Here is a 24,261-nt window from a genome sequence, read left to right on the forward strand (position 1 = left end):
CAAATTGAATTTTCCATTTCTGCTATTGCGCCCTTTTAGTAATTTAGAATGACCAAAAACGATATTGGTTTTCTTCTTTTTTCTTAGTCCCAAACTTATCGAGCTTCATAGTAAGTGAAAACATTACATAGCGCTTTAATACTGTGTTCTCGCTATCGTAAATACCTGTTGCCGATATGTACCTTGATGTACCCAGATTTTGGTTGAGAAGGTCATATACCTTTACTTTAAACATTAGTTTGTCATTTAAGAAATTATAACCCACACTGGTATTCCATAAAAAGAAATCTTTTTTAAAACCGCTTCCTAAATTAGAATTGTACGTATAATTAAAATCGTTACCAATAACTATTTTTTTAGGCCAGTAACTTGTAGTTTGAACACCTACTTTATGCACATAATTTGATGTAGACGATATTACATAATTACTATAATCAATCTTAGTGTATCTAAAGCTGTAAATAGGGTTTATAGTGAGTAACTCGCCATATTGATAAGTAAAACCTGCTTTTGGATTGAAGTCATATTCTTTTGATTCATAAAGCTGACCATTTGTAATACCCTTGTTAAGGGTAAATGCGGTACTCAATGCAAGGTCAAATTTGTAAGTATGGCCACTTTCGGTTTTAATTTGTTTATTCCAGCTTGCACTTAGCCATGTATCCATTGTGCCATTAAGATTTCCATAGGTAGTTGTTTGTTTGGCACTGGCATCTATAGCGGTAAATGTTGTTATTTTATCTTCAGTGAAGCGTACATTTCCATAAAGATAAAAACCTGAACGTGTTGCAAAGTCGTAATTGTTAAAGCTAAAAAATATACGATGTGTTTTTTCGGGGTTTAAGTTCTCGTTACCTATTGTAGTATATAAGGGGCTGCTCAAATCTTCTATAGGCAGTAATTGATTGGCCTGTGCAAGATTTGTGCTAAAATTATAGCCTGTGTACAAACTCTGTGTTTTTTTAATTTTCAATCTAAAACTTGCTTCGGCTACCGGAAGCATATAATTCTTATTAAGGCTGTAATTGCTGCCCATGTAACTGCCATAGTTTTTAAAGTTTATTATAGATGTCCCTCCTGAAAAGCTGAAAGAGTATTTTTTCTTCTCAATAGTTATACCTGCATAAGGATTAAACGTGTTGGCATCACTGCTTACATAGTTCGTTAATAATTCACTAACGTCAGTAAACCCACCTGTAGTTTCATTAAAATTAAAACCATCGCGGTTGTTTGAAGATCGCTGTTTTTCATACTTAACACCAATTTTCACCCCAAGGGAATCGGCAATAGGCTCATAAAACTCAAGTTCCCCATTATAAAGGTCGCTTGATATCCTGTTCTTTAGCTGTTGGTTACGCAGGTCGGCTCGTGTTTCAATATTGCCATCACCATCTTTATCTTCATAAAAGTAGGTGTCGGACTTACTGTATTGTGTTCCGTCATCTATTTTGTTTTCAGTACTCATTGTAACATTAAAGAACCTGCCTCTTTTATTAAGGGATTTGTTATAAACCAGTTCTGTGTTAAATGCAGAATTGTCCCTTTCGTTAAAAGAAGAACCCTCACTGTTATTCAGGAGTTTATTGTCCTGGTCACTTGTCATGCTTCTTGATGTAGAGGTTGTTTTAGCGTTTGCCTTCACTAATTTAGGAGCAAAATATATGGTTGAGGTAGAATCTATTTTAAATTCAAATTCGGTGCTAAAATTGTGTGCATATTTAAAATCGTTAGTACTCGAAGTAGATTCGGTAATAATCTTTCTACCTAAAGGATTTACAGGTTCACCGGGTTTGTCATCATTTGGAAGAAAAGTTTCTGATCGGTTTCTGTTTTTATTTTCACTATCGGCACTCGTGTAAAAATAATTCATATTCGGATCAAGTTTTTTAAACCATTTATCAGAATAAGTCAGGCCAAAAATATTTGATCGGGTAATACCACTACCTCCAAAAGACATGCCATTTATATAGAAATTTCCACTGTCGCTGGCATATAATGGCATATTTCGGCCTCCACCCATACTACCAAATATGTCATCCATGCTAAAGCCGCTACTGTTAATATTGTTTGACGACGCCAGCAGGCTTATTCTCTTAGAACCATTAAAATAATTCATAAGGGCACTACTTTCATAGCGCTTGTCGCTGCCATAGCCGCCTAGAAATCGCCCAAAAAAGCCTTTATTCTTATCTTCGTCGATTGTAAGGTTTATACTGGCATTATCGCCGGTTGCTTTTTCTCCGGACAGTTCTTCTTTTTTTGTCTTAGCATCAGTAACCTGCACCTTATTAATTATTTCGGCAGGCAGATTTTTGAGCGCAATTTTCCCGTCTTTATCAAAAAAGGGCTTTCCGTTCACTAAAATCTGGTTTACAGTTTTTCCGTTTACAGTAATTTTTCCTTCTTCATCTATATCTACACCCGGCAGCTGTTTTAAAAGTGTTTCTACGTTAGCATCAGGCCTTACTTTAAAAGATGCAGCATTAAACTCAAGTGTGTCTGATTTTATGCGTATAGGTGGTATTTCACTTTCTATAACTACTTCATTCAACTCGGTAGATTTATCAGCAAGTTTGATCGTGCCAAAATCACGGTCTTCTTCCAAAATTAGAATTTCCTGTTTATAATCGACCATTCCTGTAAAAGAAACCTTTAAATAAACAGGCTTTGTGAGTTTACGAGTTTTAATTTCCCAACTTCCGTTTTTATTAGAAATGGTGTAATCTACCATAGATGAATCTTTAACCGTAGTAAGATAAATGGTAGCTGCCTCTAACGGTATATTAGTATCATCTGTAATTTTTCCTTTTAGAGTAATGTTTTGGCTAAAGCCAGTCATGGTAAATAGGAATAAAAAAAAAGTAATTATTTTTTTCATACAAGAAGATTATTTTTAGTAAGTTTAAACTTATAACTGGAAATTGAATGTTTTAGTATTTAAAAAGTGCTAATGCAGTGATTTTTAATAGCTCTGGAACATTCTTCCATTTTCTCTTTTTTTGTTTGTGCCTCCAAATTTGCCTATTTTATAGGTTAACGAAAACATGATGTAGCGTTTCAATACAGTGTTTTCCTGCGACATGACATTGGTAGGACTGATAGTTCTTGAGGTTCCGGTATTTTGATTTAGAAGGTCATATACTTTTACTTTAAATAGTAATTCGTCCTTAAGGAAATTGTAGCCAAGGCTGGTGTTCCATAAGTAAAAGTCTTTTTTAAAGCCATCTGCAATATTAGAGTTATATGTATAACCAAAATCATTACCAAAGACTATATGTTTAGGCCAGTATGTAGTGGTTTGTAAGCTGAAAGTGTGCAAAAAGTTTGAGGCAGATTTTACCGTATAATTGCTAAAACTGCTTTCATTGTACGTAAAGCTGTAAGAAGGATTTATAGTTAAAATTTCACCATACTCATAAGTGAAGTTTGCTCTGGGCGTTATTCGAATCGATTTGGTATCATATAACTCTCCATTAAGAAATCCCTTATCAATATTATAACCTCCGCTTAAGCCTAAGTTTAATCTGTAACTATGTGCTTCTCTTTTCACAGATTTATTCCAGTTAACATTAAGGCTATTGTACATCGCCCCCGAGATGTTTTTATAGGAAGTAATATTTTTAGCACTCTCATCCGTTATAGTAAATGGTGCAATCTCATTATCATAATATCTTGCGTTAAAATAGATATTGAAACCTGTACGTTTGGCCGTGTTGTAATTGCGATAACTTGCGGTTACAAAGTGATATTTTGCAGGATCAAGATTAGAGTTTCCTATATAAGTATTCAAAGGATTACTTATGTCTTCTACTTCGAGAACTTGTTGTGACTGCGGTAAATTTATTCTGTATGTATAACTTCCTGATATCGATTTACCTTTTGCAGGCTTATAGGTTAGATCTATGTCAACAGAAGGAAGTATATAAACTTTATTGAAATTATAATCATTATTCATGTAAAATGCATTGTTTTTAAATGAGATTATATCGGTACCAGCTTCAAATTGCAAATTAAATTTTCCTTTTTCAAAGTTTATACCTGTTCTTGGTGATACTGTTCCGGTTTTTGAATCAATAATGTTAGAAAGGGCATCATTGTATTTTGAATAATTTCCTGTTGTTTCTTCAAAGTCATAACTGTTTCTGTTTTCCACTGATTTTTTAAAACTGTAAATGGTACCCAGGGTTATTCTTAGAGAATCGGTTATAGGCTCTTCATATTCAATAGTAGCAATATAATTGTCATCAGTCTGTTTATTGTATAGTATCTGGTCACGGTTATCTATTTCGCTTTCAGCATTACCATTAGGATATTTGTACTTAATGGTATTAGACCTATTTAGGTTTTTATCATCATTTTTGCTGTTTTCATTTTCTAAAGCAACACTAATTCCCCTGCCTTTACGGGAAGAAAAGTTCTTACGATAATTTATTTCATTGTTGAAATTTCTATTATTGCTGTCGCTAAAGCTGTTTGACGTACTTTTATTTAACAGCCTTGAATCTGATATTCTTTCCGAAGAACGTTCGGACGAAGTACTTGATTTGGAATTTGTGCTTGTAAAATTCGGGATAATGTTTAGAGTAGATGTGGAATCTATTTTCACTTCAAATTCAGCGGTAAACGTATGCCCAAATTTGTCATTATTAGTATTCGATAGTGATTTTGTGCTGTAGCTTTTATCGATGGTAACTCCTGGATTATCCGGATCTTCTCCAAGAGGGAGGTAGTTAATGCTTTCTGTTCTGTTGCGGTTTTCGGTATTAGAATTGGTATAAAAATAACTGCCATCAGTTTTAGTGTCTTTAAACCATTCATCCGAATAGTTAGCTCCAATCATATCCGATTTTGTGATACCCCTGCCTACACCATTATTCATAACTCCACTATTGTATAGTGATGATATATTTCTGCCTCCTCCCATACTGTCAAACAGTTCATTCATGGAGAAGCCGGAGGAATTAATATTGTTTGACGATGCGAGGAAACTTATTTTTCTTTTATCCTTAAAGTAATTTATAAGCGCACTGGATTCATAACGGTCACTACTTCCATAACCAGCCATGATCTTGCCAAAAACACCTTTATTTTTGTCTTTTTGGAGGGTAAGATTTATACTGGCATTATCTCCTTTAGCTTTTTGGCCTGCCAACTCTTCTTTTTTTGTTTTAGTATCGGTTACCTGTACCTTATCAATAATATCTGCCGGTAGGTTTTGTAATGCAATTTTTCCGTCTTTATCAAAAAAGGGTTTACCATTAATCAATACCTGATTAACTTCTTTGCCATTTACTGTAATTTTTCCATCAGAATCTATTTCTACACCGGGAAGCTTTTTTATAAGGGCTTCAACATTTGCATCCGGTCTTACTTTAAACGAAGAGGCATTAAACTCCAGGGTATCTTTTTTTATTCGAATAGGCGGTATTTCACTCTGAATAACCACTTCATTCAGTTCCGTAGATTTATCGGCAAGTTTAATTGTACCAAAATCCTTGTCTTCTATAATAGAGTTTACCTCCTGTTTGTGGTTAGTAAGGCCAACGTAAGAAACTTTAAGTAGAACAGGGTTTGTAAGTTTACGGGTTTTAAGTTCCCATGATCCATTTTTATTGGAAATGGTATAATCTATTACTGTAGAGTCTTTTACAGATGTAAGGTAAATCGTCGCAGCTTCCAGCGGTAAATTATCACTATCGGTTATTTTACCTTTAATGGTAATATCCTGGCTATAGCCGACTATTGTACACAGGAACAAGAAGATTGTAAAAATCTTATGCATGATAAATAATTAACGGTTAGTAAGGTTATTCCTTAAGAACAGCTAATTAAAAGCATTAGTATGATTTTTACAAGAAAATATATAATTCCTTTAAAAATTAATAAATACAGGACTTACTACCTGTGATAGGAGCATTAATTTTATTAAAAGGCATAAAAAAACCGGAAGGTAAATTCCGGTTTTTTGAGGTGTTATTTTTGTCTGAAATAGATGTCTATCGGTACTCCCGACAGATTGTATATTTCTCTCATTTTGTTTTCAAGAAAACGCTTGTAAGGTTCTTTTACATACTGAGGCATGTTACAGAAAAACACAAACTGTGGCGTAGCTGTAGGCAGCTGCATACAGAACTTGATCTTTACATATTTACCTTTAAGTGCCGGTGGCGGCATAGCTTCTATAATAGGAAGCATGGTTTCGTTGAATTTAGAAGTAGCAATACGCTGTTTTCTGTTTTCGAACACTTCTACTGCCGTTTCTAAAGCTTTTATTAAACGCTGTTTTGTTATTGCAGAAACGAAAAGAATTGGCACATCGGTAAAAGGCTGTAATTCTTCACGTATTTTTCTTTCATAATCACGGGTTGACATGGTGTCTTTTTCAACAAGATCCCATTTGTTTACCAGGATTACCACTCCTTTACGGTTCTTCTCTGCAAGCCAGAAAATACTTTGATCCTGACCTTCAAAACCACGGGTAGCATCTATAACAAGTATACAAATGTCACTGTGCTCAATTGCTCTTACAGATCGCATTACAGAGTAGAACTCAAGATCTTCTTTCACCTTAGCTTTACGACGGATACCCGCAGTGTCTACAAGGTTAAATTCAAATCCAAAACGGTTGTAAGCAGTATCGATAGAATCTCTGGTTGTACCTGCAATATCTGTAACGATATAACGGTCTTCACCAATTAATGCATTTATGATAGATGATTTTCCTGCGTTTGGACGTCCTACAACGGCAAAGCGGGGCAGGGCAATAGCATTTTCATCAGGAGCAACAGCATCCGGTAATAATTTTACAAGGGCATCAAGCAGGTCTCCCGTACCAGATCCACTCATACCTGCAATAGTGAAATATTCACCTAATCCCAGGTTATAAAATTCCACAGCGTCTTTTTCACGCATGGAGTTATCTACTTTATTTACAGCTACCATAACCGGTTTGGTTACTTTGCGCAGTAGTTTTGCTACCTCGGCATCCATTGGTGTAATACCTTCTTCAACATCTACTAAAAAGATAATAACATCGGCCTCATCTATGGCAAGCTCTACCTGGCGGCGTATTTCAGCTTCAAAAATATCGTCAGATCCTTTGATGTATCCTCCGGTATCGATCACCGAAAATTCTTTTCCGTTCCATTCGCTCTTTCCGTAATTCCTGTCACGGGTCACACCGCTTACAGAATCGACAATAGCTTCCCTTCGCTGTATCAGGCGGTTAAAAAAAGTAGATTTACCTACATTTGGCCTTCCTACAATAGCTACTATATTATTCATTCCTTATTTTTAATTTTTTGCAAAAGTACGTATAAAGTTGCAGAGTTACTAGGCAGCTGAGTAACTAAGTTGCTTAGAACCTCTGTTTTCTGTGTATTAAATGGTTAAGTTAGGTTAAAACTAGTTGTTGTTGTAACCAAATCTTCTCAACTGGTAGGTATTATTTCTCCAGTTTTTGTTCACTTTTACAAACATTTCGATATGTATCTGTTTACCAAAGAATTTTTCAAGATCGGCTCTGGCTTCAACACCTACTCGTTTAAGAGCAGCACCTTTATGGCCAATGATAATACCTTTTTGAGTATCACGTTCTACCATTATCACTGCTTTGATGCGGATAATGTTATCGTCTTCAATAAATTCTTCCGTTTCAATTTCTACAGCATATGGTATTTCTTTATCATAGTGTAAAAGGATTTTTTCACGGATAGTCTCGTTTACAAAGAAACGTTCCGGTTTATCTGTAAGTGCATCTTTAGGATAAAATGCAGGAGATTCAGGCAGCAAGTCCAGGATACGGTTAAAAACTTCTTTTACATTAAAGTTCTCAAGAGCCGATATTGGGTATAGTTCTGCATTAGGAACTTTTTCTTTCCAAAGCTGCATTTGCTCCTCCAGTTGTTCCTGGCTCGACTTGTCTATTTTATTTAGTAATAGGAGTACAGGTATCTTAGAATGGATGATCTTATTAAAAAACGCTTCGTCTTTTAATTCTTTTTCTCCTATTTCTACCATATATATAAGAATGTCGGCATCTTCAAATGCCGATTTCACGAAGTCCATCATAGATGACTGCAATTCATAGGCCGGTTTAATGATACCGGGAGTATCAGACAGTACTACCTGAAAGTCCTCTCCGTTCACGATACCTAATATACGGTGACGGGTAGTTTGTGCTTTTGAGGTGATAATAGAAAGACGCTCACCTACAAAAGCGTTCATGAGTGTAGATTTACCCACATTAGGGTTACCAATAATATTAACGAAGCCTGCTTTGTGTGCCATAAAAAAATAATTATCCTGCAAAGGTAGACATATCAGGACAATAGTAGAAATAAAACATTTTTTTCTTTTTTTCACTTGCAGATGTAATAAAAGGTTGTATATTTGCACTCGAAACAGCGCGGGATAGAGCAGTAGGCAGCTCGTCGGGCTCATAACCCGAAGGTCACAGGTTCGAGTCCTGTTCCCGCTACTAAGACAAACCCACCAATAACACTGGTGGGTTTTGTTATTATAAACGGAAGTTATGTAGCGATTATATCGGGGCATACTTTTGATGAAAAACCCCTGAACACTACTAAAATCTAGTGTTTTTTAATTTTGGAGAAGTTATGAACATGAAGAAAATTGTTGAGTACAGGAAATTACTCGACGTTACAAAAGCTGCAACGCTAAAAGAGTTAAAAACAATTTACAGAAACAGCATGAAGGATTGTCATCCTGATACTGCTGCTACTGCAGAAGAAACGATTGCTGCAGAAGATAAAAGTAAAGCGATCATTGAAGCTTACCACTTTTTGGTAAGTATTGCACCGGAAACGGCTGAGAAAAATCAGGTAGAATATACTAAAACTACTTCGACTTCGGGTATTTTAGATTTCTACATGGAAAATCAGGCACTTTACATCAACTTTGTAGATGGTAGCTGCTATGAGTATTTTGGTGTACCAAAGCCAATTTATATCAAAATGGTGAATGCAGAGTCGCCGGCGCGTTTTGCCCGTAGACATATTTATGGAACTTATTTATACAGAAGCGCAGTTAAAATTGTTGCAAACGCTGAATAATTAGATAGATACAAAATTAAAAAAGGCTTCATTAATATGGAGCCTTTTTTTATGCCTTAAAAGCAGCGAATTGTTCTCTTTTATCAGTATTCATTGTGTTTTATCTAATAAAAGGTTGTATCTTTGTACCCGAAACAGCGCGGGATAGAGCAGTAGGCAGCTCGTCGGGCTCATAACCCGAAGGTCACAGGTTCGAGTCCTGTTCCCGCTACTAAGAAAAGCTTCAGAGAGATCTGGAGCTTTTTTTGTTTTAACCATTTTTGAAACGTCTTGTTGCGTTCAGGAGCGAGATGCTCGCGTTAGTACGAGGGGATGATTTGGTATTAATTAAGCTCTTTATTTGGATTTATCAAATCTCCCAAATATAAAAAACTAACTTCTTATTAAGTCAATTGCCCAAATCAGTTGTAGTAGATGTTGGCAGTAGTTGCTTTATTCTGTCTGTTTAATAATATCGAATATTACTTGAAAATGTTTAAAATCTTCAATGCCTCCGTTTTCTAATAGCCAATTGCAAAAATTTCTTTTTTCATTTTTATTAACTATTGTTTCAGTCTTTTCATATGATATTCCTCTTTCAGTTCCACTTATAATTTTAAAATCTACAAACTCTTTTTTATGTTCTAGAGCTTTTTCAATTGTTTCTTTTGGGAATAAATTTTCAATACCACGTTGAATTATATTTGTCTCAATTTTTGGTATTGTTCTTCTGTAAATATGACCAAAATCCTCATCGGGTCTGTTAGTATCACAATCATATAAAAGAATTTTTTTCTGTGGTACTGTTTCCCAATTATTATCGGTAAGTATTGACCACAATTTATCTAAATTATTACAACTTCCCCGATAACGTAATTCTATGTTTTCTAAAACTTGATTCTTATTTAAAACTTCAGCAGCTTTTTGAATAAGAGTAACATCAATATCTCCTTCGCAAAATAAAATTGTTTTTAGGTTAATTACATCACCAGCTTTAGATTTTATTTTTCCATCTTGCCATAAAAACCCATATTTATTTGAAACATCTTTTAATAATTCAAATTGTTCTTTTAGAAAAGGAAGATAATCATCAATTATTTTTGGGTCAATGTATTCTAATTTGTCTTCTATACAGTAAAAATTATAATTTGTTTTTTGAACTGTTTTCGCACCACTTGAAAACATACTACTAGTTCCAAAAAAGGGATGTATAGTTTCTTCATATTGTTCCAAATGTGCTTTTTGACGGTTTGAGCTTTTAAAATATTCTTCAGTTTTGGTTTCTACTAATTCGTTAAATTTTTCAAGTTTTTCTTTATTATACTCGTGAATTTGTTCAAGTAAGTAATCTTCTTTTAATAATTGTTTTGCATAGTTTAAATCCTCTGCTAAAGTTTTGAAGTAATAATCGATTGTTTCCTGTGTAGTCGTATCTATTATTTGTATTAGCTCGTTTTCAAAACTAGGAATTCTGTCTTGATAAAATTGTACATCAAAATCTTCATCAGCCCATTCTTTAATATTCATTTCGGCTTTTGAAAATCTTGCCATAAAGCCAACTTTATAAAATTTAAGTAAACTATTATATGCCCAGTTTCTAAAAGGAAATGTTAAATTCATATAGATGTTTTTTTTTCAATTATTGCCAAACGGCTGTTATGCGACGTTTTGTCTTAGTTTCTTGAAAATAATTTGTTTTAGCTCTGTTAAGGAAATATTGTATTTTTCAAAATTATCGTCCAACATTCTAAGATATCCCTCATGAGTGCAACTTACATATTTTACAGCTTGTTTATATATCACAATGTCGATTAACATCCATAAATATGGGTCCATTTTACCGATTTCAGTTTTTACAAAAAATCTTTTTCCTGATAATGGAAATATATAATCATCTTCATAAACATTTGGAAACTCATCTTTTTCAAAAATGATTGGATTGTCAGAGCAAATAAAAGGTAAATCTTCGTGTTTAGGAATAATTGTATAAGGAGTTCTGCAATGAAGTCCTCTAACACTATCAAATAAAGAAGTCAGAAATCTATAACCTTTTATAAATTCTGGGTCGTTTTTCAATTCTTCTGATGCAATTTGATTTATCGAATTGTCAGCATTGTGGACATTGAAACCTAATTGATTAGCGGGTGTACTTTCGATAATTATCTCCAATTCTTTTTTATTCTTTGGTAATCGCCAATACATAAGACTCGCAAAAGTGTTGAGCATTGGCATATCATCTTCATTTACATCAAACTTTGTGTCGCTTTCCGCTAAATCAATTTTTTTAATAATCTTAGATATTTTACCTTCTAAATCAGAATAAGACTTTTCGATGAAATCACTATTGCCTTGAGGTTTAAAAACTGTATTGGCATTTTTTTCATAGAAATATGAGCCCGGAGAAAATTCTTTTCCTTTTTGAGCAAAATTCTTTTTTTGAACATTATAGATTTTAAATTTTCCAGATTCCTTTGTGAATCCTTTCAAATAAAAAACGGGAAGATAATGATGTTTAGAGGAAATATTGTCCATTAGCAGGATTTAAAAATGTCATATAACTTATTTATATGTGTGATAAGTATTACTTATTTTCAAATATATAATTTTTTCATTATAAATAATCAAAAGCATTTTAAACCTGTTGAATGCTGTTGGTACTTCGAGGAGTGGGGAGAAGTATAGAAATAAACAAATCATAAAAGTGATTTTAATCGTAATCTCTTTTATTTTTGCCAAATGTTAGAAATTCTTTACCAAGATGAATATATTATAGCAATTAATAAACCAAGTGGATTGTTGGTTCATAAATCATTTTATGCGCGTGATGCAAAAGTTTATGCTATTCAAGAATTGAGAAATCAAATAGGAGGGCGACACGTTTATCCTGTTCATAGGTTAGACCGCAAAACATCTGGTGTTTTGTTATTTGCGTTGGATAAAGAGGTTTTGAAAATTATGAATGATCGTTTTGCTACACGCGAAGTCCAAAAAAAATATTTAGCAATTTTACGTGGTTGGTCACCCCAAGAACTAACGATTGATTATGATTTAATCAATGATGATGACATTAAACAAAATGCAATAACATACTTTCACCGTTTGCAAAATGCCGAAGTTGAGTTAGAATTTAACAATAAGGCAACGTCACGATATTGTTTGGTAGAAGCGATTCCTGAAACGGGGCGTATGCATCAATTACGAAAACATTTCAAACATATTTTTCATCCCATTTTAGGAAGTCGACCACATGGTTGTAACAAACAAAATAAATTATGGTTGGAGAATTATGACCTGAAAGGAATGATGCTTCATGCACATCAGTTAATTTTTAATCATCCAATAAAAAATGAACAACTAATCTTGAATGCAAAGATTAATGAAGAGTTTAGCAGAATAGGTAATATTCTTAATCTAGATTTGAGTAAGTATAAATAGAATAATAATCCTCAAAAAACTGGTTAGATATTTCAATGCTTCCCATTACTAAGACAAAGCTTCAGAGAAATCTGAAGCTTTTTTGTTTTAACTATCTTTAGCTCCCCTCTTTGTCAACATCTCGTCGCGTTCACGAGCGGGACGCTCGCGCCAGCAGTGCGGACTAAATAAAGCTCAAATTTCGGTTACTGACAAATTTTCCAAGTATAAAACCATCTTCAAATTTAGCCTAAACCCACCACATCGCCATACGGCGGTTGTGCGTTGTTATTTTATCGAGATATCTTTACTTTCAGTTACTTTAGGAATATAAATAAGATAATCATAACCCTTTATAACTCTCGATAAGTATATATCATCTACTTTTAGCTTGTTTTGTAAAATAGATTTCTTTAAAGGCCTTAAATCAAAACAGTACCATTGATCATCTTTTGCCACATTCAGAAAAGATTTAAAACTAGTGTTGTCATTTTCGTCTTCTCCTTTTCCTACAAGCATTATATGTAACGATTTCCTAAAATTTGCCTCTTCAATATTAGAAATTAAACTGCCTATATCATATATATCAGTTTTTGTTAATATGGTTTCCCCTTTTGGCAGATGGACCGCACCAAATTTGAAAAGATTTTTTTTGTTATTCCAATCTGGCATTTGGTGTAGCAAAATGTTTTTCATCAATTGAATCCTTAAGGGATGATTTCTTTTAGTATAAATCTCTCTACTTAACTTTAATGCTTCAATTTGTTTTCGCTCTTTGTCAGAAAGTTTTAACTTCAACAACAAATCTATTTTTTGAAGGCAATCTTCAGAAAGCAGGTAGTATTTTTCCAAACCTTCTTTAGACGCAATCAGTTTGGAATTATGAAGCATTTGCTCATATATCTCAATCATTTTTTTATTTTTCGAAGTTTCTTTTAAACTTGAAATTATCATCTGATCTGCAAAAACGCTAATTTGTTCGGCACCATATATTTTGGTATTACGTTTAACTAAATTCTTAAACAAAGTAAATTCGGGTTCATACTGCAAAAAAGAAAAGTTTGTATAATATTCTTTAACAAAAGAATTAAGCTGTTCAGTTGATAGAGATTTAATTTTTGTTTCAATCAAATCTACTGAATAAGGATCAACCTCAAGAAAATAGTTGTCAAACTTAACCTCATTGATAATAGCATTTGTGAAATAGGGAATTTCGTTTGTAAAATGAGTTTCTCCCAACAAAACCGAATTAGATTGTTTTATTTCGTCTAGCAAAATATTCCATCCTTTTCCCTGAAATGAAATGTTTTTATCATTTTGGAAAGGAAAACCATTCTTTTGAACTAAACTGTCAAGTAATATGTTTTGAGCATAGTTAAAATTTGTAATGAATAATGTAAGAAGTAAGAATATTGTTTTTTTCATTTTTGTATTATCTTTTTTTATTTTGTATTATCGAAGTTGAAAGACTCAATCTGAAAGCAAAAGGACTTAGACTTAGTAGCTCAGTTTCCAATCGGATCGTATACTTTTCCTTCAAGTATAGATTGTATTGAAGAACTAATTGCGTCCAGATTATTCTGTTTGTTATTAGTCATTAAAATAATTGTGTACTTAGGATTGCTAATTAGTAAGGACTGATAATTAAAAGCAGCACCATCGTGTATATGGTTTACTACCCGACCTAGCTGAATACTTCCTTCTCCAAGTCCGGTTTGATTTCCTTTTGTAAACGGAGTGAAAAGTTTAAGCGTTGATTCTGGACTAATAATTTTAAATGAATTAATTGCTTCGGACCACTTATAAAAATCGTTTAAATTTAATGCCGTCCATCCCGAAATGTTATATTTAAGAATATCCTGTTTCCCGTTACTATTAAACGATTTTGCAATGCGTTTTTCTTTTTCATTAGGATCAACAATTCCATTTTTTATTCCAATTGGCTGAAGCATTTTTTGTATTACAAAATCATTGAAGGACATTTTAGTTATTTTTTCAATGATTTTCCTTTGTAAAAACACATTATTGTTATTATAGTCATACTTCGTTCCGGGTTCAAAATCAAGAAATACAGTCTTTTTTAATTCCATCATATTGTCGGAATCCTGATTAACTTGATTCCATTTTATTTGCGGAAGACCGCTTGTGTATTGAAGTAAGTGGATGATTTTAATTTTATTTGCCCAAGATGGAAGTTCAGGCAGGAATTTAGAAATGGTATCGTCAAGTTTTAATTTGCCCTGCTCTTTGAGCATCATAATCCCGACTGCATTAAATTCTTTAGCTATTGAGCCTATATGAAAGCGATATTTTTTATTTAATTGAATGATGCCGCCTGCATCGGCTTGGCCAAAGGCTTTTTCATATATTATTTTTCCATTTTGGGAAATTAGAACATTTCCGTTGAAAATTTTTGATTTGCTTGCTTCTTGAAATAAGCTGTCTAAACGCACCTCTTTTTTAGAGGATTGACAGCAGCAATAATTGTAACTTATTAATAAGATTGCAAAAAGCAAAATTCTATTTTTTTTAATTCTATCCATTTATAATATAAAGATCTGTTTAATCTAAAAAACCGTGATTACTTACTTAGTCTTGTAAGATGAGCCATCCAAAAAAAAGGAGTTTTAAGATTGATTAAGGCTGAACAATCAGGTGTAAATAAATAACAACAAAGGCTCCAAAGGGAGCCTTTGTTGTATAATACCGAAGCTATTATTGTTTTGTATATATCATTAAAGCATCGTCACCGTCACCGTTTATGGTTAAATGCAATCGCTTATCTTTAATAAGAACACCAGCATCATCAGTAATCTCGCCATATGTTGCATGAAGATATTGTTGTTTGTCTTTTTCAATAACAGTAAAAGTACCTTCATTGCTTTCCATGCCCATTGTTTGTTTCACTTTATTGCCTTCAAAAATCACATACGCTTGCTTAAAAGGTTCTATAGCAGCATCCGCATTGCTTTTTAATTGTGCCAGAGCTTCGGGGGGAAGACCTGCTTTTGTTTCTTCACTAATAGTGACTACTCCTTTTTCTATGTCAAATGTAACGCCGTCAGCAGTAAAAGAGGCAAGCTTCCATTTACCCTGCAGGTCTTTTTCGGTTATCTTTTGAGAAGAGGCTACAGTTGTTAAAAGGCACAAAGCCAGAGATAGGTAAAGTAATTTTTTCATTTTTGTTGGTATATATTAATTGAATTGATTTGTTTTATTCTTTGCTGTAAATAAGCTCGTTTTTGCTTTTATGGTTTGTTATGCAAAGTTTGCCATTTACTATTTTTACAGGAACTTCACTGGTAGTGCCGTCATTATATGTAGTAGAAATCAGCTGTATCTTTTTATAGTCTTTAATGGTGAATGAACCAAATTTTGTTTTGTCATCCATTGTTTGCTTTATGTCACTGCCCGTAATAGTAATATAAGAGTTTTTTAAAGACTCACCATATTGTTTTATATTATCCTTAATTATAGCAAGTGCATCCGGGGGAATGGTTACATCATTTTCTTTAGAGGAAAATATTTTACCCGAAGCTACATCAAGTGTTATACCTGCAGTATTAAGTGCTGTAAGTTTCCAATTGCCCTGGAGTTCTTGTTCTGATATTTTTTGCGACGAAGCGAGTAGTGTGAATATGCAGGCAGTAAATGTGAAAATATTTTTTATCATAGTTTTAGTGTGTGCAGTAGTAAACGTAAAAGGTTTCTGTATGTTTTGCATAACAAAAATTATTTCTTTTCATACTTTGATTAAGCGTAGCACATAAGTAAAAAAAGAAGCCTTTTATCGTAAAAGGCTTCTTTAAGTATAGTTTTCTGCCCGGTTGAGGGAATACTTTATCCTTTGTTAAAGATAAGTTCGGCAGTTTGCCCTTGTTCTGATTTGGAGATGTATAGCTTTTTATCCTTAATAGCTACACTTGTATCACTGGTCGATCCGTCCGGATAGGTAGTAACAATATACTGTTCGCCATTTATTTCTTTAATTAGAAACGTACCGCTTTTCTCCTGTCCCGCGATATTTTGCTTAGTATTCTTTCCAGTAAATACTACACTGGATGTTTTTAATACCGCTATTCCTTCTTTAACGCTATTGTTTAGCTCTACAATCATTTCAGGGCTAAGCTGGCTTTTTAATTCTTCAGAAACCGTTACTGTACCTGTTGCCATGTCAAGGTGAAGTCCATTCGCATTGAATGCAGCAAGATTCCATGTGCCCTGCAAATCTTTTTCGGTAACTTTTTGTGCAGTAGCTATAGTGCTGATGCAGCAGGCTACAAATAGATAAATTATTTTTTTCATGTTATATGTTATAGAGGTATAAAAGTATTTTAATTTTTTTAATAGCCATAGAAATTAACAAATAAATAGAAGTTTAAACTGCATTTTTTAGAGAATTAAAATAAAGTAGAACGGTCATAGATGCTATATGCATTTAATCGACAGATGTTTGATAATTTGCCTGAATCATTAGTTTTGTACTCATATTATCTACATTTAAACTATTAATAAAAAATTATACTATAATTGAGAAATAGCTAGTGCTGTATTAAGAAATACTCATTAAACGGGCTTTGAAAAATTTATTTATTTTTCGTAAAATAATGGATTTCATGCGCTACATTGTCTATGCCTGTGTTTTTTTTATGAAAACCAAATGTATCAACATTATACATTAACCCTTACAACTTGATAGGGAGGAGAATGATTTATTCAATTTTTAAATATATTTGAATATGAAAACAGATGGAGATATAATACTTATAGAAGACGATGCTGATGATCGGGAGATCCTTATTGAAGCATTTGATCAGGTAATGACCGAAAATAATTATGAGAACAGGTTAATAGTAATAGAAGACAGTTCTGTAGTAATTAATTACCTGAAATCGACAAAGACAGCACCTTTTTTACTGCTGTCAGACATTAATATGCCTAAAGTTGACGGATTTGCACTTAAGGATATGATTAGTAAAGACCCCGATTTAAGAGAACGCTGTGTACCTTACCTTTTTCTTACCACATCCGGTACAGAAGATTATATACAAAAGGCAACTCAAAGATCTATACATGGTTATTTTGCAAAACCTGTAACTTTTTCGGGCTATAAAAAACTTATAGCCGATATTTTATCTTATTGGAAATTAAATAAAACCCCATAATTCGTTAACTATTTGATGAATGCTAACCTTCCACTCAGGAGGGTTTTTTGTTTTAGGGTTGTAAAGCACTATTTTCGATAATAAGGAACATCGAAAAGCATTATCTTTATCTTACAAAATTATATGTGTTTATGCGACTGCATCCCTATTTGATTTCTTTTACAATGTACTCTATGATTTCTTTCTCTCAGGACAAGCCCTATCAGCAGCATGCTATAGATGCAGATCTTGAGCAATGTCATGCGGTTTTGGAAAACCAGACCACGGCAGGAATGATTGAATGTGAGTATACAGCACGTATTGCCTGGGATAAAGAAATGAATAAGTATTACAAATTACTCATGGAAGTACTGAAGCCCGTAGAAAAAAAACAACTTAGGGATTCGCAGCGAACTTGGTTGGAATACAGGGACAATGAAATGAATTTTGCTGCTACTTTTTATAAGAATATGGATGGTACTGCATGGTTAGTTATTCATGCCGGCAGGCTTACAGCTATTGTTAAACAAAGAGCTTTGGAAATGGAAAACTATTATGAAATGGCAACTTTTGACCCTGATTAATTTTTAACATTTTTCTGTGTAACGAAAATTATAGAATGCCAACTTATTTCTTATAACAATCAAAACAACCTAAAAAATGCCGGCACACGAAATAGATTATCATATTTATGGTGAAGAAATGCAATATGTAGAAATAGAACTGGATCCGCAGGAAGCTGTTGTAGCTGAAGCAGGAAGTTTTATGATGATGGATACCGGTATCCAGATGGATACGATTTTTGGAGATGGCTCTAACCAGACCGAAGGTATTATGGGGAAATTATTCTCTGCCGGAAAGCGTATGCTTACAGGGGAAGGCTTATTTATGACTGTTTTCCATAATCAATATCATGCTAAGCGTAAAGTAAGTTTTGCATCGCCCTATCCGGGTAAAATTGTCCCGCTTGACCTTAAGGAGTTCGGCGGAAAATTTATCTGTCAGAAAGATGCGTTTTTATGTGCTGCAAAAGGAGTATCGGTTGGAATAGAGTTTTCAAAGAAACTTGGGCGAGGTCTTTTTGGAGGAGAAGGCTTTATTATGCAGAAGCTTGAAGGTGATGGTCTTGCATTTGTACATGCTGGCGGAACATTAGCCAGAAAAGAATTAACTAAAGATGATGTGCTTAAAGTTGATACAGGCTGTATTGTAGGTTTTTCGCAAACGGTAGATTATGATATAGAGTTTGTTGGCGGTATAAAGAATACTGTTTTTGGAGGAGAAGGTTTATTCTATGCTACACTTCGCGGACCGGGTATTGTCTATGTACAATCCTTACCGTTTAGCAGGCTGGCTGGTAGAATATATGCATCTGCACCACAAGGAGGAGGGAACCAAAGAGGTGAGGGTAGCATTCTGGGCGGTCTTGGTAACCTTTTAGATGGGGATAACAGGTTTTAAATATTTATAAAAAAATAATAAAAAGGGCTTTGGCCCTTTTTTAGTTTAAGGAATGATGTGTTTTGTATATTTGAGTATCAATCTTATGTGAAAATGTATAGACTATTACTCCTTTTTATTGTGTTTTTGTCCTGTAAAACCACTTCAACAGATAATTCTATTTCTCCCGAAGCCGCTGCGTATATTGACGAAGTGGTAACAATATTAAAGGCAAATTCCATAAACCGTAATAAAATTGATTGGCCTATTTTTGAGGCTAAGGTACTTGCTAAAGCAGATAAAGCAAAGACTGTTGAAGAAACATATCCGGCAATACACCTTGCTATAAAATTATTAGGCGATGGGCATAGTTATTTTGCGCCTGCTGTAGGAGATAACACAGAAGAAAATGGAGCACCTCCAATGCTGACAGACGAGAAAGTGCCGAATGATATAGGTTATCTTAGGGTGAGGTATTGCATGGGAAGTAATGATCAAAAACAAATTTACGTAGATGATTTACTTAAGACTATCAGACAGAGAGATAAAGATAATCTTAAAGGCTGGATTGTAGATTTACGTGGTAATTTTGGCGGTGATATGCTGCCTATGCTTTTAGGTACAGGGCCTATACTGGGAGATGGTATATTGGGCTATACCGCATATCCTGACGGGCAGATGCATTCATGGAACTATGAACAAGGCAAGTTTTATTATGACGCTATTGAGGATAGCGATATAAAGGTAAAAGAGTACTATCGGCTTAAAAGGCTAAATCCGTTTGTGGCAGTGTTAACAGATACACTTACGGCAAGTTCCGGCGAGGCACTTACAGTAGCTTTTAAAGGCCGTGAAAAAACAAAAAGCTTTGGATATAAAACCTATGGTGTATCTACATCGAATCAAAAATTCGTATTATCAGATGGTTCTAATATGTTGATTACGGTGGCTGTATTTGCAGACAGAAATAAGAAACGATATGGACATAGTATTGAACCGGATAAAGTAGTCGTTCCCGAAAATGTACTCCAGGAAGCAATAGAATGGCTGAGAGTACAGAATTAGTAAACAATATATTGAGTGTTTGTTTTGTACATTTGGGCAGCATTAGCCAGTTTAAGGTAGGGTATATAGTAGATATGCTGTTTTAAATACCGCCGTAGGTAACATAAGATTATTAATGTACTTTGCGTTTATTACATAAATCCGGATAAAGGGAATAACTTGAAAAATAAAATAGTAGAATGAAAATAAAACAATTGCTCGTAACATCATTTTTCTTACTGCTTTCCACAGTAAAAGGTTTTAGTCAGGAATACAATTGCGATATAAGACAGCTCAAGGTAAATGCCTACCAGTTTGTAGCAAAAAACCTGGATTCAATTAAAAAACATACACCCAACGAGATCATTACGGCGGCACTTGAATTTAGTGAAAAAGGTGAATTAAAAAAGTCAGTATTCTACGCTGCTTATGGTGAAAAAAGTCAAAAAGAAGTAAAGGTTTGGAAAGGACTTAATGAATATGTAAAAACAAGTTTTTCATTATGCCCTGATTCTCATTTTTACAACAATCGCGATTATGTGCTAAATACTACCTTTAAAATACCATTGGTTAAAGCAGTATTAGCAAAAACGATCAAGCAAGCTGAAGCAGAGTCAGGTTATATCGCGGCCGGTACAGGACAAAAGGATATACCTGCAAACAGTAAATACACTCTTGATATTAAAAAATTGGTTGTGGGTAAAAGAGTTATCGAGCCTCTTAAGAAAGAAGGCAGCATGGACGCTTATAACTCTAAAATGATCAAGCTTACAGATCTGTTCCATATTGCTTTTGAGATCGTTAAAGTGCCTGGAAATAAAACCAATTATATTAAATACAAGCTTTATGAGAAAGCGGGGCATAAAGGAGTAATAATAACTTCTGAAGGCTGGAGACCTATTATTGATGGTAAATCCAGTATATCGGTTACCGGAAAGAGAGATACACATGAAGGTGTAAAAGATGTAGATTTTAATGAGGTATTCGATCTTGAAATGACTGTCAGCTTTAAATAAAAAATAATGGTACACTATAAACGAAAGGCATAATTTATTTTATGCCTTTCGTTGTTTTGTAATACAATCACTATATTTGAACTTTGGCTTTAGGGGTATTCTGAAAAGAATTGAGAGAGTCCCTTTGAACCTGACACGGTTTACACCGTCGTAGGGAAAAGCGTGGAAATAGTACTATTTCTTCAACTCCTTTTAGGAGGCTCTACAGCCATATTTATAAATTATTAAATAATATGAAAGAGTCTCTATGGAATTCCATTCTTTCCGTTAGGAAAAATGCTCCTCTTGTACACAACATCACAAACTATGTAGTTATGAATACTACCGCCAATGCACTTCTTGCTATTGGTGCATCACCTATTATGGCTCACGCTCATTCTGAAGTGCAGGATATGGTTGCTTTATCAGGTGTATTGGTTATAAACATTGGTACCCTTGATGAATATTGGGTTAAGAGTATGCTCTTAGCAGCGGCAAAAGCACATGAGCTGGATAAGCCCTGGGTATTAGATCCTGTAGGTGCAGGTGCAACGGCTTACCGGGATGGTGTTATTGCACAATTATTAGAATATAAGCCTACCGTTATTCGTGGTAATGCTTCAGAAATTATGGCATTGGCCAAAGTAAGCCAATCAAAGACTAAAGGCGTAGACAGTACGCATGAAAGCCAGGAGGCTATTGAAGCCGCTCAATGGCTTAATGCAAACGTGGGTAGTGTTGTTTGTGTTTCGGGCGCTGTAGATGTAATTGTTTCGGGTAATAGAAAAATATTTGTAAGCAATGGGCATAAATTAATGCAGCAGGTTACAGGTTTGGGATGTACAGCTACAGCTATGATTGGTGCTTTTATTGCTGCTGAAAATGATATATTTAAAGCTACAGCTGCAGCTATGGCTTTGTTGGGAATAACCGGACAACTGGCACAAAAAATAAGTCAAGGACCTGGAAGTTTACAATTGCATCTGTTGGATAAATTGTATAGTATAACACAGGAGGAATTTTACAGTCATATCGCCATTGATGAACACCATGAATAAGCTGTTTACAAGCCGACTTTACCTTGTGGTAAGTGAAGAAGCCTGTCGAGGTCGTGATATTGTAAATGTGACAGAGCAGGCTTTAAAAGGAGGAGTGGATTTAGTACAGCTGCGGGAAAAACAACTGAATGATGATGAGTTTGTTAAAACAACACTCCGGTTAAAAGAAATACTGGATAGGTATAATGTACCGCTTATTGTGAACGATAATCTTCAGGTGGCTATCTCTTCTAAAGTCCATGGTATCCATGTTGGGAATAACGATATTTCACCATCAAGAATAAAAAGCCTCTGGCCTCAATGCAATATGTTAGGCTATTCTATAGAGTATTTGGAACAGCTTAATAATAGTGAAATTGAGTATGCGGATTATTTAGGTATCAGTCCTGTTTTTAGCACACCTTCAAAAATAGATACCGTAACAGAATGGGGACTCGAAGGTATTCGTACCATAAGAAACCTTACTAATAAACCTCTTGTAGCAATAGGAAGAATGAACGAAAGTAATGCTTATGATGTGATTAAAGCGGGAGCAGACTGTCTGGCTATAGTTTCGGCTATATGTGGTGCAGATGATCCAGCGAAAGCGGCAGAGGTAATTCGTAATCAAATTGAAAAAGCACTATGAAAAAAGTATATAAATACCCTACAGTACTTACTATTGCAGGTACTGATCCTACAGGAGGTGCCGGTATCCAGGCCGATCTAAAAACATTTTCGGCACTAGGCTGCTATGGCATGAGTGTAATAACAGCTTTGGTTGCTCAAAACACTTGTGGTGTAAGGGCAATTCATAGTGTGCCTCCGGATTTTGTACAGGTACAACTACAGGCTGTGCTGGATGATATACTTCCCGATGCTATAAAAATAGGTATGATCCACAGTCTTGAATTGGTAAGTGTTATTGCGGAGGTGCTAAAACAGTATCCGCAAATTCCGGTAGTGTTTGATCCTGTAATGATAGCTACCAGTGGTGACAGGCTTATTGAAGAGAAAACAATAGAAGGCATTATAACGCAATTATTTCCTTTAGCGACTCTTATTACCCCTAATATGGATGAAGCGTCGCTGCTGGCAGGTATATCCGTTAAATCAGTAGAAGATATGAAGGTTGCTGCAGAAATAATAATGGAAATGGGTGTGAATGCACTTTTGCTTAAAGGAGGGCATTTAGAATCGGAACGTCTTACATCACTTTTAATTGGGAAACAGGGCTTGATAAAAACACTGCATTCGGATAGAATAGAAACGAAGAACATGCACGGATCTGGCTGTACACTATCATCGGCTATTGCTGCTTATCTGGCGCAGAGCTATACGTTAGTAGAAGCTGTCTCTAAAGCACAAGATTACGTGCATGGTGCTATATACAATGCTGCGGATGTTGTTATTGGAAAAGGTAATGGTCCTTTAAACCATTTTTATAATCCTCAAAAAATGATAAAGAATGAAATGGTCTGAAAAAGCATGGGAGCAGGCGCTTCCAATATATAATGATATTACCGGGATGCCTTTTATAAAAGAGCTGGCAGACGGTACACTGGATATTGAACCGTTTAAATATTACCTTCAGCAGGATGCGCATTATCTGGAGTATTTTGCCCGCGCACTTGCTATTGTTGCGGCAAAAGTTCAGGATGTAAATACAATGCTCGATTTTGTTCGTTTTTCCGAAGGTGCAATTGTTGTAGAAAGGGCATTGCACGATTCTTATTTTAAAGATTATAATGTAGAGGGAAGGGCAGCCATGTCGCCTACATGCCACCATTATGTGCATTATCTTCAAAGTACTGTTTACATGGCCGATTCGGCAGTAGGAATGGCAGCGGTATTACCGTGTTTTTGGATATATAAGCAAGTAGGTGATTATATTTTAGCAAACCAAACTAAGAATAGGAACAAATACCAGGAATGGATAAATACCTATGCAGGAGAAGAGTTTGGAATGTTCGTAGAAAAAGTGATTGATCTATGCGATATTGCTGCTGCAAATAGTACAGAAGCGCAACAACAGCAAATGACTGAAGCTTTTGTTACGGCAAGCCGTCTTGAATATGCATTTTGGGATAGTGCTTATCAATTAGAAAAATGGGCATAAAGTGTCTAGCGTATG

Annotated in this window: 22 protein-coding genes, 2 tRNA genes and 1 riboswitch; of the genes, 13 read left to right on the plus strand and 11 right to left on the minus strand. The window is 34.6% G+C overall.

The genetic code is table 11. The features are described from left to right. Positions 1-43: 43 nt before the first annotated feature. The 4 genes from EPI11_RS02445 to era form a co-directional block, all read right to left on the minus strand. The gene (locus EPI11_RS02445; protein ID WP_128388367.1) at positions 44-2,878 is read right to left on the minus strand and encodes an outer membrane beta-barrel protein; all 2,835 of its coding nucleotides are present in this window, start codon (positions 2,876-2,878) and stop codon (positions 44-46) included. Between the two features lie 84 nt (positions 2,879-2,962). Further along, on the minus strand, positions 2,963-5,782 hold the full coding sequence (locus tag EPI11_RS02450) for an outer membrane beta-barrel protein (protein WP_128388368.1): 2,820 nt from the start codon (positions 5,780-5,782) through the stop codon (positions 2,963-2,965). Between the two features lie 191 nt (positions 5,783-5,973). Then, on the minus strand, positions 5,974-7,284 hold the full coding sequence (der, locus tag EPI11_RS02455; protein ID WP_128388369.1) for a ribosome biogenesis GTPase Der: 1,311 nt from the start codon (positions 7,282-7,284) through the stop codon (positions 5,974-5,976). A 120-nt stretch (positions 7,285-7,404) separates the two neighbouring features. Beyond that, complete coding sequence (gene era, locus EPI11_RS02460; RefSeq protein ID WP_128388370.1) at positions 7,405-8,289, minus strand: GTPase Era; 885 nt, start codon at positions 8,287-8,289, stop codon at positions 7,405-7,407. A gap of 117 nt (positions 8,290-8,406) precedes the next feature. Here era and EPI11_RS02465 point away from each other — a divergent pair. From EPI11_RS02465 to EPI11_RS02475, 3 genes are all read left to right on the plus strand, one after another. Continuing rightward, positions 8,407-8,479 (plus strand) — tRNA-Met (locus tag EPI11_RS02465). A 145-nt stretch (positions 8,480-8,624) separates the two neighbouring features. Then, the gene (locus EPI11_RS02470; protein WP_128388457.1) at positions 8,625-9,074 is read left to right on the plus strand and encodes a KTSC domain-containing protein; all 450 of its coding nucleotides are present in this window, start codon (positions 8,625-8,627) and stop codon (positions 9,072-9,074) included. A gap of 138 nt (positions 9,075-9,212) precedes the next feature. Continuing rightward, positions 9,213-9,285, plus strand: a tRNA-Met gene (locus EPI11_RS02475). A 221-nt stretch (positions 9,286-9,506) separates the two neighbouring features. Here the strand turns inward: EPI11_RS02475 and EPI11_RS02480 are convergent. Beyond that, positions 9,507-10,673 (minus strand): hypothetical protein, encoded by a 1,167-nt coding sequence (locus tag EPI11_RS02480; protein ID WP_128388371.1) that lies wholly within the window; start codon positions 10,671-10,673, stop codon positions 9,507-9,509. A gap of 36 nt (positions 10,674-10,709) precedes the next feature. Next, positions 10,710-11,585, minus strand: a complete 876-nt coding sequence (locus tag EPI11_RS02485) for a DUF4238 domain-containing protein (RefSeq protein WP_128388372.1) — start codon at positions 11,583-11,585, stop codon at positions 10,710-10,712. Positions 11,586-11,789: 204 nt separating this feature from the next. Here EPI11_RS02485 and EPI11_RS02490 point away from each other — a divergent pair, with 204 nt between their 5' ends. Beyond that, positions 11,790-12,488, plus strand: coding sequence for a pseudouridine synthase (locus tag EPI11_RS02490; protein ID WP_128388373.1), 699 nt, complete (start codon positions 11,790-11,792; stop codon positions 12,486-12,488). A 267-nt stretch (positions 12,489-12,755) separates the two neighbouring features. Here the strand turns inward: EPI11_RS02490 and EPI11_RS02495 are convergent, their stop codons facing one another. The 5 genes from EPI11_RS02495 to EPI11_RS02515 all read right to left on the minus strand — a co-directional run bounded on the left by EPI11_RS02495 (position 12,756) and on the right by EPI11_RS02515 (position 16,772). Next, entirely contained in the window at positions 12,756-13,892 is a 1,137-nt protein-coding gene (locus tag EPI11_RS02495) for a hypothetical protein (RefSeq protein ID WP_128388374.1), read from the minus strand. An 80-nt stretch (positions 13,893-13,972) separates the two neighbouring features. Beyond that, positions 13,973-15,010, minus strand: a complete 1,038-nt coding sequence (locus EPI11_RS02500; RefSeq protein WP_128388375.1) for a serine hydrolase domain-containing protein — start codon at positions 15,008-15,010, stop codon at positions 13,973-13,975. Positions 15,011-15,182: 172 nt separating this feature from the next. Further along, on the minus strand, positions 15,183-15,647 hold the full coding sequence (locus EPI11_RS02505; protein WP_128388376.1) for a hypothetical protein: 465 nt from the start codon (positions 15,645-15,647) through the stop codon (positions 15,183-15,185). Positions 15,648-15,681: 34 nt separating this feature from the next. Continuing rightward, a complete protein-coding gene (locus tag EPI11_RS02510) occupies positions 15,682-16,140 on the minus strand; it encodes a hypothetical protein (RefSeq protein ID WP_128388377.1) in 459 nt (152 codons plus the stop codon). Between the two features lie 167 nt (positions 16,141-16,307). Further along, complete coding sequence (locus EPI11_RS02515; protein WP_128388378.1) at positions 16,308-16,772, minus strand: hypothetical protein; 465 nt, start codon at positions 16,770-16,772, stop codon at positions 16,308-16,310. 434 nt (positions 16,773-17,206) lie between these two features. Between EPI11_RS02515 and EPI11_RS02520 the strand changes: the two genes are divergently transcribed. The 9 genes from EPI11_RS02520 to tenA all read left to right on the plus strand — a co-directional run bounded on the left by EPI11_RS02520 (position 17,207) and on the right by tenA (position 24,246). After that, a complete protein-coding gene (locus EPI11_RS02520) occupies positions 17,207-17,632 on the plus strand; it encodes a response regulator (RefSeq protein WP_128388379.1) in 426 nt (141 codons plus the stop codon). A gap of 173 nt (positions 17,633-17,805) precedes the next feature. Beyond that, positions 17,806-18,195: a lysozyme inhibitor LprI family protein gene (locus EPI11_RS02525; protein ID WP_164879097.1), complete on the plus strand. Its 390-nt coding sequence runs from the start codon at positions 17,806-17,808 to the stop codon at positions 18,193-18,195. 76 nt (positions 18,196-18,271) lie between these two features. Further along, the gene (locus tag EPI11_RS02530; RefSeq protein ID WP_128388381.1) at positions 18,272-19,072 is read left to right on the plus strand and encodes a TIGR00266 family protein; all 801 of its coding nucleotides are present in this window, start codon (positions 18,272-18,274) and stop codon (positions 19,070-19,072) included. A 93-nt stretch (positions 19,073-19,165) separates the two neighbouring features. Beyond that, on the plus strand, positions 19,166-20,116 hold the full coding sequence (locus EPI11_RS02535) for a S41 family peptidase (RefSeq protein ID WP_128388382.1): 951 nt from the start codon (positions 19,166-19,168) through the stop codon (positions 20,114-20,116). A gap of 179 nt (positions 20,117-20,295) precedes the next feature. Next, complete coding sequence (locus EPI11_RS02540) at positions 20,296-21,111, plus strand: hypothetical protein (RefSeq protein ID WP_128388383.1); 816 nt, start codon at positions 20,296-20,298, stop codon at positions 21,109-21,111. An 81-nt stretch (positions 21,112-21,192) separates the two neighbouring features. Beyond that, a riboswitch (TPP riboswitch) is annotated at positions 21,193-21,285 on the plus strand. Between the two features lie 59 nt (positions 21,286-21,344). Beyond that, a complete protein-coding gene (gene thiM, locus EPI11_RS02545) occupies positions 21,345-22,148 on the plus strand; it encodes a hydroxyethylthiazole kinase (RefSeq protein WP_128388384.1) in 804 nt (267 codons plus the stop codon). Beyond that, a complete protein-coding gene (gene thiE / locus EPI11_RS02550; protein WP_317125626.1) occupies positions 22,132-22,776 on the plus strand; it encodes a thiamine phosphate synthase in 645 nt (214 codons plus the stop codon). The genes thiM and thiE overlap by 17 nt, the downstream gene beginning before the upstream one ends. Further along, positions 22,773-23,609 (plus strand): bifunctional hydroxymethylpyrimidine kinase/phosphomethylpyrimidine kinase, encoded by an 837-nt coding sequence (thiD, locus tag EPI11_RS02555; protein ID WP_128388385.1) that lies wholly within the window; start codon positions 22,773-22,775, stop codon positions 23,607-23,609. The genes thiE and thiD overlap by 4 nt, the downstream gene beginning before the upstream one ends. After that, positions 23,596-24,246 carry a thiaminase II gene (tenA, locus tag EPI11_RS02560; protein ID WP_128388386.1) on the plus strand — a complete coding sequence of 217 codons (651 nt, stop codon included), beginning with the start codon at positions 23,596-23,598 and terminating at the stop codon, positions 24,244-24,246. Before thiD ends, tenA begins: the two co-directional genes overlap by 14 nt. Positions 24,247-24,261 lie beyond the last annotated feature (15 nt).

The sequence above is a fragment of the Flavobacterium cerinum genome (genome assembly GCF_004028155.1).
Classification (GTDB): domain Bacteria; phylum Bacteroidota; class Bacteroidia; order Flavobacteriales; family Flavobacteriaceae; genus Flavobacterium; species Flavobacterium cerinum.

What these genes read in the sequence shown, in the direction of transcription:
- EPI11_RS02490 (WP_128388373.1), top strand. Translation starts at nt 11,790, where the DNA reads ATGTTAGAAATTCTTTACCAAGATGAATATATTATAGCAATTAATAAA.
- EPI11_RS02500 (WP_128388375.1), bottom strand. Translation starts at nt 15,010, where the DNA reads ATGGATAGAATTAAAAAAAATAGAATTTTGCTTTTTGCAATCTTATTA.
- EPI11_RS02520 (WP_128388379.1), top strand. Translation starts at nt 17,207, where the DNA reads ATGAAAACAGATGGAGATATAATACTTATAGAAGACGATGCTGATGAT.
- thiD (WP_128388385.1), top strand. Translation starts at nt 22,773, where the DNA reads ATGAAAAAAGTATATAAATACCCTACAGTACTTACTATTGCAGGTACT.
- tenA (WP_128388386.1), top strand. Translation starts at nt 23,596, where the DNA reads ATGAAATGGTCTGAAAAAGCATGGGAGCAGGCGCTTCCAATATATAAT.
- EPI11_RS02515 (WP_128388378.1), bottom strand. Translation starts at nt 16,772, where the DNA reads ATGAAAAAAATAATTTATCTATTTGTAGCCTGCTGCATCAGCACTATA.
- EPI11_RS02445 (WP_128388367.1), bottom strand. Translation starts at nt 2,878, where the DNA reads ATGAAAAAAATAATTACTTTTTTTTTATTCCTATTTACCATGACTGGC.
- era (WP_128388370.1), bottom strand. Translation starts at nt 8,289, where the DNA reads ATGGCACACAAAGCAGGCTTCGTTAATATTATTGGTAACCCTAATGTG.
- EPI11_RS02505 (WP_128388376.1), bottom strand. Translation starts at nt 15,647, where the DNA reads ATGAAAAAATTACTTTACCTATCTCTGGCTTTGTGCCTTTTAACAACT.
- EPI11_RS02525 (WP_164879097.1), top strand. Translation starts at nt 17,806, where the DNA reads ATGATTTCTTTCTCTCAGGACAAGCCCTATCAGCAGCATGCTATAGAT.
- EPI11_RS02530 (WP_128388381.1), top strand. Translation starts at nt 18,272, where the DNA reads ATGCCGGCACACGAAATAGATTATCATATTTATGGTGAAGAAATGCAA.
- EPI11_RS02480 (WP_128388371.1), bottom strand. Translation starts at nt 10,673, where the DNA reads ATGAATTTAACATTTCCTTTTAGAAACTGGGCATATAATAGTTTACTT.
- EPI11_RS02495 (WP_128388374.1), bottom strand. Translation starts at nt 13,892, where the DNA reads ATGAAAAAAACAATATTCTTACTTCTTACATTATTCATTACAAATTTT.
- EPI11_RS02450 (WP_128388368.1), bottom strand. Translation starts at nt 5,782, where the DNA reads ATGCATAAGATTTTTACAATCTTCTTGTTCCTGTGTACAATAGTCGGC.
- EPI11_RS02540 (WP_128388383.1), top strand. Translation starts at nt 20,296, where the DNA reads ATGAAAATAAAACAATTGCTCGTAACATCATTTTTCTTACTGCTTTCC.
- EPI11_RS02470 (WP_128388457.1), top strand. Translation starts at nt 8,625, where the DNA reads ATGAAGAAAATTGTTGAGTACAGGAAATTACTCGACGTTACAAAAGCT.
- thiE (WP_317125626.1), top strand. Translation starts at nt 22,132, where the DNA reads ATGAACACCATGAATAAGCTGTTTACAAGCCGACTTTACCTTGTGGTA.
- EPI11_RS02485 (WP_128388372.1), bottom strand. Translation starts at nt 11,585, where the DNA reads ATGGACAATATTTCCTCTAAACATCATTATCTTCCCGTTTTTTATTTG.
- EPI11_RS02535 (WP_128388382.1), top strand. Translation starts at nt 19,166, where the DNA reads ATGTATAGACTATTACTCCTTTTTATTGTGTTTTTGTCCTGTAAAACC.
- der (WP_128388369.1), bottom strand. Translation starts at nt 7,284, where the DNA reads ATGAATAATATAGTAGCTATTGTAGGAAGGCCAAATGTAGGTAAATCT.
- EPI11_RS02510 (WP_128388377.1), bottom strand. Translation starts at nt 16,140, where the DNA reads ATGATAAAAAATATTTTCACATTTACTGCCTGCATATTCACACTACTC.
- thiM (WP_128388384.1), top strand. Translation starts at nt 21,345, where the DNA reads ATGAAAGAGTCTCTATGGAATTCCATTCTTTCCGTTAGGAAAAATGCT.